Source organism: Helicobacter bilis (assembly GCF_900198365.1).
Lineage (GTDB): Bacteria > Campylobacterota > Campylobacteria > Campylobacterales > Helicobacteraceae > Helicobacter_A > Helicobacter_A bilis_B.
Window position 1 is genome coordinate 19,984 of the sequence record NZ_FZMS01000095.1, and the last position, 10,502, is coordinate 30,485.

Sequence of the window (10,502 nt, forward strand, 5' to 3'; positions counted from 1 at the left end):
TGTATTCCTTGATTTTTGGGTATTTTGCTTTGCATTATACATTATTTTTTATGTGTGCTTTATTTACAAAAAATACGCTTAATGTAAAATGTTATTGGCTATGGTATTGCTTTTGCTTTGAGTGTGTTTATTGTGGATAGGTTTGTGCTACAATGACAAAAGGATTTTTTACATTAAAAGGATTTATATGATTAGGAGTCTTATCTTAGCATTATGTTTTGCTGCGGCGCTGCAGGCTGAAAAGATTGGCGATCTCACAAATATCGCTGGTGTGAGAGATAACCAGCTTATGGGCTATGGTATTGTTATCGGGCTAAATGGCACAGGCGATAAGGGCGGGTCAAAATTTACTGCACAATCTATGGCAAACATGCTAGAGACGATGAATGTAAAGGTTACTGCCGATGATATTAAGTCTAAAAATGTCGCAGCTGTTATGGTAACCGCTTCCCTGCCGCCATTTGCAAGGCAGGGCGATAGAATCGATATAAAGATTTCTAGCATTGGTGACGCAAAGTCCTTGCAAGGTGGCACACTTGTGATGACACCGCTAAATGCAGTTGATGGGCAGATTTATGCGGTAGCCCAAGGTGCTATTAGTGTGGGTAAGGGCGATAGCCTTGTGAGCGGGACTATTAATGGTGGGGCAACGATTGAAAAGGAAGTGATATATAATCTTGCAAATCAGTCAAGCACCACTTTAAGCCTTAAGAAATCAGACTTTCAAAACGCTATAAAAGTGCAAAATAAGATCAATGAAGTGTTTGGGGATAACTCCGCTACTGCCCTAGATTCTAGAACGATTAAGATTAATAAACCAAATAACTTAAGCATGATTGAGTTTCTAGCCTTAGTCCAAGAAGTAGATATCCCCTACTCTGCTAGAGAGAAAATAGTAATAGATGAAAAGTCTGGCACAATCGTATCTGGCTTAGGTATCAGTGTGCAGCCCATTGTGCTTACTCATGGGGATTTAACACTAAAGATTACAAATGAGTTTGACACAAATGATAAAAGCACAAAAGTAGATTCTATGACGCTTGACCCACAGACAAATACGCTAAGTAGTAACGGACAAACACCAACTGTTGCGAGTGTAGTAAGGGCATTGCAGCGACTTGGGGCAAGCCCACAAAGTATCGTATCTATCTTAGAGACTATGAAACGAAGCGGGGCTATCGCTGCGGATATTGAGGTGTTGTAAGTTGGTTTGATAATTGTCGGAGTTGTATGGATCTTGAAAACGATATATAAACTTATGTTGGGGTTATCGTTACAAAAACCTTTAAAATAATGCTATGTTGCAAAAAAAATGATGAAATGATCGCACAAGAAGATATAGGGCTATGTAGCAACCACTTCTTAGGGTTTATATTTATCATTATGCATTATATATTTGATTCTATATTTTCGCATATCCTTTCAAATCCTTGGTAGTAGTCCCAACTTGCTACAATATCAGGTCGGTTTTCCTTGATATGTGCTAATTCTTTGTCAAAGATTTTTTTATATTTCATAGCTAGTGTTGAATCTTGTCTAAATCTTTCTAGTATATCATTTTCATCTAGCCGCTTATTATTTTCTATGTTTGCGCGATTTTCTAACTCTTTTAGGAAACCTTGTAAATATTCCCTTGTAGCCTTAAATAATTCTTGTTTTGTTTGCAATTTTGCAAATGAATCTTTAGTCATAAGTAAATATAAGTTTTGAAACGGAATAGCAATATTAAGATTTTTGCTTATATCTACATAATTATCAAGGCTTTGAATCTGTGGTGTAGTAATAATAATTCTGTATTCCACCTCATTATCCATATAAGAATCTTTAGAATCTTTTATGGCAAGATTCTCATTTTCTTGCCCTCTAAACATAAAAGGCACATCGCATTCTCTAACTATTAAAACACGCGGCAATAAACCCAAAAGCATACCGCCATTTACTTTTGCTTCAAATGTATCCCTCTCTTTTGGTGGTGTAAAACCATATTCTTTTGCAAGCTTTTGAAAAGTCTCAAAGGCTTGTGTTTCCAAAATCTCATTAAATGCGATATATTGTATCTTGCTTACATGTTTTAGTGCTTTTCTTCTTCGTTGTATCGATAAGGCTGTTACACCATTCTCATCGCAAGATTCTTCGCTTTCTAACGCATCAAGGCTTGGGGCTGTGGGATTTAGGCTATATCTAATGCTATCAAGAAATATTCTATAATCTGTTTTTAAAGTGCATTCATATTGATATTCTCTCTCACCTAAGTGATTGACTATAGGTCGATAAATCGATATGGGATCTCGTGCAATAATGAGTAAAGGAACATGAGAATCTATTAAGGAAAATAGCTTTTCTCTCCCATAGAGATTTCTACCGCTAAGATATATAATGCAGTATTTTTCGCGATTATTCACAAGCGTATTATAAAAATGTTCGTATTCAAGCTGTGGATCTATATCAGCCGTCCATAGCTCTGCTACGCAAACACCGCAATATTCAAAAAATTTCTTCATAGCCTGATAGCCCGCACCATAAGTTGCCATATAGATAAAATTGTAATAATGCGGTAAGGGCATATTGTAGTGATAAGCTATGCTAGATTGGGTTTTTTCGTAGTCAAAAAGTGTGGGATTTAAGAGTGGAAAATATTGCGTTTTAGGATTGCAATCACTTATGGGGGGGGGGGGGTAATATACAGATTCTCTCCATATTTACTTTTAAACTCAGATGAATTTAACCATGCGATATGGGCTTTTAGTGTTTTTGCAAAAAAGAATGGAGAATCTAGCAAGACATTCTTATAGGTTTCCTCCAAATCATTAGACATAAGCTTAAATTGTCTTAACTCTTTCTTATTCAGCATTATTTTTGGATAAAGCGACAAAAATAAGTGTATATTGAGTGGAAAAAATGTTTTTCTACATTTTGCTAATATGCGTTTCACCTTCTTAGAATCTTTAAGTCCCATAAATTAACCTTGCATTTTAAAATCTCAAAAAGTGTAATTTTAACACAATTTTTAATATATTGCATTGGCATGTATAAAACAACCACAAGCGATAAAGGCATGTTATGTGGCAAATAATGTGTATATTTTACACATTTTGAAAGAAAAAGATTTAAAATATTTTTTACAAACTACAGTCCCCATATAAGCCATTTTTTTGGAAAATTATTTATTTTTTATGCAATAATATTGAACCTAAAACGAAACTCAAAGGAAAATGTATGATAGGAAACTTGAGAAATTTGACAAAATACACAAGCATTGCCCTGCTTGTTGGTAGCTCTTTTGCGATGGCAGATTGTGGCAATGAAACTGAAGGGAATCTTTTTGGCTATGAGAGATGTGCTAATGAGGGTAGTAAATTCTTTACACTCACTGGGAATGTAGAGACTTTTACTAAAGCTGGTTTTAATGGTGGCAAGGTTGATACTACAAAAAGCTTTTATCCAACTGAAAGCTTTACAAGTATGTTTGGTGAGGTTAATGGTAAGTTTAACATTAACGAAGTGTATGAAAATGATTATTTCTCAAAGTTTGAAGTAGGCATTGGTGCAGCGGCGGCTGGACTGGCTTGGGATACTACGAAGTATGATGGTGGTCAAATTGAAGGCAACTCAGGTTTAAGCGGTGGTAGTAGTTTAAACAATCAATATATAGGCTCATGGGGTGGTTATCTTGGTGGTGAAACTCCATCTTATACCAACAATCGCCAAATTTTCGTGCATAATGCCTATGTTGATTTACAGGCGAAATCTTTTAACCTAAAGCTTGGTAGATATGAATCTAGCATGGATTATTTTAGTGGTTATACACAAGGTTTTAACTTTGATTGGCATACTGATTATGGCGATACAAAATCTAAACCTGCAAATGAAGTGAAAGTATGGTGGTTTAGCTCATTTGGTCGTGCATTTGCTTACTCGCAATGGTTCTATGACTACTATGCGGTAAAAGTAACTGATACGAATAATGATAGAAAGCCGGATATTAGCTATGGTATCCACTCAGTTGGTGCTGATATTACGCATGGTGGCATTTCTGATACAGATAATGGCTTTACTTATGGTGATACTTTGCTTGTTCGCCCATTCCTTTACTTTTATCCCGGACTTTATGAGGCACCGGGCTTAAAAGCAGTGTATGAATATCAGTTTGGTAATGGACTTGGGTTTAAGGTTACAGCGCAAGGTTTTGGACTTCATGTGCATAAGGCTTTCACTGGAGCAAACTTGAGATACAATGAATATGTCGATGAATGGAGTGGGAATCTAAACCTAATCGCACAAGGTAATATCTATAACTATAATGTGCGTATAGGCTACTATGAAAACTTTGGTAGTGCAAACTCACATTTTGGGACTTATGGAAATCCAATGGGGTTTGATTTTTGGACTGCGGGTGTGTATGATATAGGTGCAAGCATTAGTGATACAATCAACAGAAATGCAAGGACTGGGTATCTCTCTGGTGGTGGTCATTATGACTTAGAGTATGGCACACTTTCATGGGATTTGCTTGGCAGAATCACAAGAAGCCCTAGAAGTGATGAAGAAAGTATTGCCCTGTCTGTAGATCATGCTTTCAAAAATGGTTTAGCAGTGGGATTAAAACTTGAGTGGTTTAGAGATACTACAAAGGCTGGGTATAATCCGGGTGCTCAATTGAATGGAACTAACAATTTAACTAAAGCACAAACAGATGATAGAAGCCATGCGTTTTTCACACTTGGCTATAATTTCTAAGTTGCTGTAGGATCTATCAAGCAGGATACTTTGGGTATATGGCAATTTTATATTGCTGTCATTATTACCAGATCTAGATTTTGTATGTTCTTATTTATAAAAAAAAAGGGGGGGGGGGTTACCCCTTATTTCTTGTAATTTCTTTATATAACTTTCCTAATTTCAATATTTCTTTTTATTTTATATATTTTTTGAAGTGTCTTGCCCTTTGCACCCATAACTTTATTCTTGCAAGCTAAAACTCATCTATTAAGATGTTATTTATATGATTTTGATAATGTTTGCTTTGTTGCAGGTGATATAAATCTAGAGAGAGTGTAGGGCTTGTGGTGTATTTTTATTAGATCTAGGGTGCGGGTTTAGAGCAATTCCTAAAAAATTCTACAAATCACCGCAAGATATTCCCTTGGAATTTTCGTGCATGTTGTTTTGTTGGAAACCAGATTCTCTCTTTTTTGCTTAGATTTAGGGCTTGTAGATTCTAGAACCTTATCATATTAAACATTACGGAAAAGGTAAAAATCTTTATCTAAATCTAAGTATAGGGTTTAATCTTTACTTGGATTCTATGCTTAGAGATTTCGCTACGCTCAATATAACAAGTATTAGATTCTAGTTTCCCACTATTTTGCTTCCCAAGCCCTGCACTCACCCATAAAGGTAGAGAATCTAGAATGCTTGTCATGCCTTGTGAGTGTGATTAAGATTTCATTTGTATGAGTGTCAAGTAAAATACTTCCCTTATAATCCTTGCTAGATTGTTTGCAATCACGCAAACAACTACTAGAATCTTGCAAAGCACACACAAACACAATGCAATGATAACACAATCCCTACCGACACAGCTTTTTAACCCTAAACACAAAATACTAGTAACAAGTTTCTCATACTAAGCAATTCCGCAAAAATATTATTATGAGCAATGTTAGACAACAAAAAGTGGCAATCACACAATCATGTAAATACGATAGACATCATAGATAAACTTGCCTTTTTGTTTAAAACTTGTTAAACTTTCATTTACATTTTATTTAAAAGGATTTATATGAAAGCACTTCATAATTTAAAGTTTGTTGCTAAAAGTTTAATGTTGTCATGCGTTGTTGCAAGTATCGCAAATGCAAATGTTACCCCCCCCCCCCCAAAGTGATGACACAAGCGAAATAGAACAAGAATATAGTAAAAACTCGTTTGGCGTTTATGCTAAAGTTGGCATAGGTTATTCTACACAGGCATACTGCTTCGTTAATTCATACACATGTTCCACAAAGTATTATTACAATTTTGTCCCCGGTATATCAGCCTATTATGTATGGAGGGGAAGTAGTGGCATGGGTGTAGAAGTCGCACTTGAATATGAGTATAATGCAAGTGATATAGCTAATTATATAAAAATTGATAACACCCTATTTCTTCTCAACGATCCATATAGCATGAAGACAAGTGGAAATTTTTTTACCCCAGCGATTTATTTTTCAGAACAAACACATGGTTTAATATGGCGTGTAGGGCTTGGTTATGATATGAGTTTGCCCTCTACGCTTGGCCCTTTAACTGCAAGTTATCAAGGTGTTGCGATTATGAGTTCTAGTGAATGGATTCTCAATAAAAATAATGCTATTGGAATTTTTGTAAAAGGCTCATTTAGATGGCTTAACTTAACCGCAGGAAGAGAATCTACATCCGAATTTAATCACATCATGCTTACACTTGGTTTAAGCTATCGCTTTAATATGGGCTTTTAAGGGGGCAGTATGATAACAAAGAATTTGCATTGCATATTGTTTTTAAGTGTTTTATTCTTTAGTGCGTGTATGCAGCACCCCAAATATGATCCTAAAAAAGATTATAGCTTCAAGGCGAGTGATACGGATACGACTTTTTCAAATCCGCCAAAAGGCAAAACAAGGCTTTATTTTTATAGGGAAAGTGCCTTTCAAGGCTCATTGATACGCTATAATATCAGCACACATTATGGTAAGTTTAATGTCAATAAGCCGTTTTTAAAGGATTATGAATTTGCATTTTTCTCAACACCGGGTTTTGCATATTATGTTGATATAGATACAAAAGATTCTATCACGCTTTATGCAAAGACTGAAAGTCCGCATACATTTTCCTTTATGCCAAAAGAGGATTCTATATATTGTTTTATGACTGGATTCACAATGGGCTTTTTTGTAGGCAGACCTTACTTTGTGCTTGTTGATATGCCAACATGTAAAAAGCAGGTAGCAAAACTCATAAAAAAGGATTCCAAACAATACTGGGAGAGATATAAGAAAGATTTTATTAAAAAGCGTGCTAAATCAAAGTAGCTAGAAACTCTGCTTGATAAATCTTGCTGATAGATTATGAAAAAGTTTATTGAATAATCAATGGATGTGATTTGATACCGCTAGATGTGGTCGTGTGACACATATCCATGTGTTTAATCTGAATCCAAAAACATAAAACAGCACCAACATTACAGAATTTTGATATATGTCTCATGGATTCTGCAGCAAGTTTTACTTCTAAGGGTAAAAAATTACTGGAAATAGCTTTTGTGATCCAAAACAAACAAGCTACTTTTGGTAAAATCTCACAAACAAAAGCAAATATTAAAGAATCCTTTGTGCCTATGAGTTTAAATTTCGGATTCTACCCTTTTCCCTTAATTTTTATCTATTTTATAAAAAATAACAAAAATTAGAAGTGAAAAAAAGTTATAATAACATTTACCATACAATTAAAAGTCTTATTTACTATATTTCGTAATTTTTAAAAATTAAAGGATATAAATGTTTTTTCACTCAAGCCTTGAACTCATCGGTAATACGCCACTTGTGGAGCTTTCACGCATAGCCATTCCAAATAATAATCGCATTTTTGCAAAACTTGAATCCTACAACCCCGCTGGGGGTGTGAAGGATCGCGTAGCCTTGCATATTTTACAGAAGGCACAGAAAGAGGGCAAACTACATAAAGATTCTGTCGTAATAGAAGCCACTGCTGGGAATACCGGACTAGGCATTGCCTTTGTGTGTTTGCATTTTAATATCAAGGCGATTTTAGTCGTGCCGGATAAATTTTCTACTGAAAAGCAGATTCTTATGCGAGCTTTAGGGGCAGAAGTGATCAACACGCCAAAAGAGCTAGGCATGCAAGGAGCGATTGATAAAGCACAAGAATTGCTAGATTCTACTCCGCATTCTTTTAGCTTGCATCAGTTTGAAAATCCGCTAAATCCACAGGCACATTACCTTACTACCGCAAAAGAGATTTATACGCAAATGCAGGGCGTGCGAGACTTAGCACCTGTGCTGGATTATTTTGTATGCGGTGCTGGAAGTGGTGGCAGCTTTAGCGGAATAGCAAAATACCTAAAAGAGCAGGATTCTAGGATACAAGCTGTGCTATGTGATCCTATCGGCTCTGTGATTGGCGGTGGGTTAGAGGGCTGTGCGAATATTGAGGGTATTGGCAATAACTTTATCCCAAAGACTATGGATACAAGCCTTATAGATATGGTGCAAAAAATTAGCGATGAAGAAGCGTATCAAGGGCTAAAAATCTTAGCTAGAGAGGAGGGAATCTTAGCTGGAATCTCATCTGGGGCGTGTTTGCAAGCGTGTTTAAAACTCGCCCAAGAAGTGGAAAACAAACTCATTGTTACACTCTTTGCTGATGATTTGAGCAGGTATTTTAGCAAGAATCTTGTGTAGCAGGATAGTGAGTAGCAAAAAGATTCTATAAACCTGCTACAATGGCAGTTTTATAGAATTGCCACACTGCTAGGAAAGATTTATGGACTTCACACAAGAAAAAGATTTGCAAAATGAGATTACAAACAATCAAAGTTTGCAAAGAGATATTTGTAGCTTACTTGATATGGATTTTTATCAAACAAGTTTATTTCAACATCATATAGACAACAAATCTTTTTTTCTTCATCATCTCAAAGGCAAAAACTTAGCCTATAAACGCTATACAAAAAGCCCTTTGCGTTATGGTGGGGGCAAAAGTTTAGCGGTAGGATTAATCTTAGAGCAAATTCCTAGCGACACAAAAAGGCTTATTAGCCCATTTATTGGCGGTGGGAGTGTGGAAGTAGCGGCAGCTTTAGAGCTTGATATTGAAGTTTTAGCTTTTGATATATTTGATATTTTAGTGAATTTTTGGCAAGTTTTATGCAAGGATTCTAACGCACTTTATAATGAGCTTTTAAAGCTAGAACCCACAAAAGAAAATTACACAATAATCAAAAACGAGTTAAGTTTATTTTGGAATGAAAGGCATAAAAACCCTAACAATAAACCTAAGCTAAAGCTAGATTCTTTAACCCTTGCAAGAGATTATTATTTTAATTTTAATCTAAGCTATGGACCCGGATTTTTAGGCTGGATGAGTAAAATCTATGAAGATAAAAATCGCTATTTAAAAGCCTTAGAGAAAATTAGAGATTTTAAAACGCAGAATCTTAAAGTAGAAATGGCGAGTTTTGAAGCAGTGTTTAAAAAATATCCTAATGATTTTTTCTATTGCGATCCGCCGTATTTTTTAGAGGGAGATTCTAAAATGTTTAAAGGAATCTATCCTATGCGAAACTTTCCTATTCATCACAATAGCTTTAATCACGAGCTTTTGGCAAAATGTCTTAAAAACCATAAAGGCAAGTTTATTTTAAGTTATAATGATTGCGAGTTTGTGCGAGAAGCTTATAAGGATTTTAAAATCTTAGAACCAAAATGGCAATACACAATGGGACAAGGCGAAACAAGAATAGGTAAAAATCGTGTAATGCGAGGCGATATAGACAACACCAAACAAAGCCACGAACTTTTGATTATAAAGGAGTGAAAATGAGAATAGAGCAAGTCAAAACTGCATTTAAAATCGCTGATGTAGAATTTGTAAATGGAAGCACAAAGCTTAATTTTAATTATGTAAAAGATTTAAAAGATGAAAATGGCAAGGCACTATCACAAAAAATTTTAAATGAAAATGTAGCTAGGGTATATCTCATTGTGGTAGATGGTGAGATTAAAAAAATCGGTGGAAGCCAAGCAACAGGGGGAATCAAAAGCACTTTAGAAATTTATAGAGACGGCGGAGTAAAAGGGCGTCCAAGCATTAGAAGTTTTGGCGTGTGGTATTTTCTCTATCACACGATTTTGCAGGGTAAAAAGATTGAATTTTATATGATATACCAAGAGAATTTTGAAAAAGAAGTGAAAGGATTATTCGGCTTAAAAAAAGTCAAAAATGTTTCCATTTCTTATAAATTTATAGAGCAGTGTTGCTTGGAAGATTATCTAAGTATCGAGAGACAGCACCCAGAATGGAATGTGCAAGAGCAAGGAGCAGACTGGCCACTTGAAATAAAAAACCAACACGCAGAACTTCAAGCCAACGCACAGAGTAGAGAAAAGAAAATTAAACGCAAGGAAGTAAAACTAGACAAATAATAAATTGTGTGTGAAGTGATTTTGCAAGTTCAACAAAAAATAAAGGTAGCGATTTATGGGCGTTTTTATAAGATTATTTAAGGTTAGCACAAGGGCTAAGATTCTAATGCCTTTGGCGTTTATGGCGTTTGTAAATATGGCTTTTGCTGATAGTGAGAGTTTGCAAAAGTTGTTTAAGGAATACAATGTAAGCAAAGACAAGCAAGAGCATATCAAAAAGCAATGCGATATGGCTCATTTTGATTTCAATCCTAAAAACAAGCAAGAGCAAATCTATAAATTTGGAGTAGCACGGATTGATTGTGAAGTGCAAAA

The 10,502-nt window shown here is 35.4% G+C and carries 10 protein-coding genes and 1 pseudogene; 8 read left to right on the forward strand and 3 right to left on the reverse strand.

From position 1 onward, the window contains the following. The first annotated feature begins 172 nt into the window (after positions 1-172). Entirely contained in the window at positions 173-1,204 is a 1,032-nt protein-coding gene (locus C6H08_RS10535) for a flagellar basal body P-ring protein FlgI (protein WP_194145867.1), read from the forward strand. 184 nt (positions 1,205-1,388) lie between these two features. Here C6H08_RS10535 and C6H08_RS10540 read toward each other — a convergent pair whose 3' ends face one another. After that, positions 1,389-2,564 (reverse strand): DUF2972 domain-containing protein, encoded by a 1,176-nt coding sequence (locus tag C6H08_RS10540; RefSeq protein ID WP_034566038.1) that lies wholly within the window; start codon positions 2,562-2,564, stop codon positions 1,389-1,391. A gap of 95 nt (positions 2,565-2,659) precedes the next feature. Further along, positions 2,660-2,956 (reverse strand): hypothetical protein, encoded by a 297-nt coding sequence (locus C6H08_RS10545; protein ID WP_104686199.1) that lies wholly within the window; start codon positions 2,954-2,956, stop codon positions 2,660-2,662. Positions 2,957-3,216: 260 nt separating this feature from the next. Here C6H08_RS10545 and C6H08_RS10550 point away from each other — a divergent pair, with 260 nt between their 5' ends. After that, positions 3,217-4,737, forward strand: a complete 1,521-nt coding sequence (locus C6H08_RS10550) for an outer membrane family protein (protein WP_034565824.1) — start codon at positions 3,217-3,219, stop codon at positions 4,735-4,737. A gap of 623 nt (positions 4,738-5,360) precedes the next feature. Here C6H08_RS10550 and C6H08_RS10555 read toward each other — a convergent pair. Continuing rightward, entirely contained in the window at positions 5,361-5,567 is a 207-nt protein-coding gene (locus C6H08_RS10555) for a hypothetical protein (RefSeq protein ID WP_138154536.1), read from the reverse strand. 288 nt (positions 5,568-5,855) lie between these two features. On the opposite strand from C6H08_RS10555, the gene C6H08_RS10560 reads away from it, so the two are divergent. From C6H08_RS10560 to C6H08_RS10590, 6 genes and pseudogenes are all read left to right on the forward strand, one after another. Continuing rightward, positions 5,856-6,482 carry a hypothetical protein gene (locus tag C6H08_RS10560; protein ID WP_104686200.1) on the forward strand — a complete coding sequence of 209 codons (627 nt, stop codon included), beginning with the start codon at positions 5,856-5,858 and terminating at the stop codon, positions 6,480-6,482. Between the two features lie 9 nt (positions 6,483-6,491). Then, positions 6,492-7,055 carry a hypothetical protein gene (locus C6H08_RS10565; RefSeq protein ID WP_034564114.1) on the forward strand — a complete coding sequence of 188 codons (564 nt, stop codon included), beginning with the start codon at positions 6,492-6,494 and terminating at the stop codon, positions 7,053-7,055. A gap of 465 nt (positions 7,056-7,520) precedes the next feature. Beyond that, a complete protein-coding gene (locus tag C6H08_RS10575; protein ID WP_034564110.1) occupies positions 7,521-8,444 on the forward strand; it encodes a PLP-dependent cysteine synthase family protein in 924 nt (307 codons plus the stop codon). Between the two features lie 166 nt (positions 8,445-8,610). Continuing rightward, positions 8,611-9,579 carry a DNA adenine methylase gene (locus C6H08_RS10580; RefSeq protein ID WP_034564786.1) on the forward strand — a complete coding sequence of 323 codons (969 nt, stop codon included), beginning with the start codon at positions 8,611-8,613 and terminating at the stop codon, positions 9,577-9,579. A 2-nt stretch (positions 9,580-9,581) separates the two neighbouring features. Beyond that, a complete protein-coding gene (locus C6H08_RS10585) occupies positions 9,582-10,187 on the forward strand; it encodes a GIY-YIG nuclease family protein (protein ID WP_034564107.1) in 606 nt (201 codons plus the stop codon). Positions 10,188-10,242: 55 nt separating this feature from the next. Further along, positions 10,243-10,502 (forward strand): annotated as a pseudogene (locus tag C6H08_RS10590) (lysozyme inhibitor LprI family protein); the annotation flags it as partial.

Coding starts and splice junctions, on each gene's coding strand:
- C6H08_RS10575 (WP_034564110.1), top strand. CDS start 7,521: ATGTTTTTTCACTCAAGCCTTGAACTCATCGGTAATACGCCACTTGTG.
- C6H08_RS10550 (WP_034565824.1), top strand. CDS start 3,217: ATGATAGGAAACTTGAGAAATTTGACAAAATACACAAGCATTGCCCTG.
- C6H08_RS10585 (WP_034564107.1), top strand. CDS start 9,582: ATGAGAATAGAGCAAGTCAAAACTGCATTTAAAATCGCTGATGTAGAA.
- C6H08_RS10545 (WP_104686199.1), bottom strand. CDS start 2,956: ATGGGACTTAAAGATTCTAAGAAGGTGAAACGCATATTAGCAAAATGT.
- C6H08_RS10540 (WP_034566038.1), bottom strand. CDS start 2,564: ATGCCCTTACCGCATTATTACAATTTTATCTATATGGCAACTTATGGT.
- C6H08_RS10560 (WP_104686200.1), top strand. CDS start 5,856: ATGCAAATGTTACCCCCCCCCCCCCAAAGTGATGACACAAGCGAAATA.
- C6H08_RS10565 (WP_034564114.1), top strand. CDS start 6,492: ATGATAACAAAGAATTTGCATTGCATATTGTTTTTAAGTGTTTTATTC.
- C6H08_RS10580 (WP_034564786.1), top strand. CDS start 8,611: ATGGATTTTTATCAAACAAGTTTATTTCAACATCATATAGACAACAAA.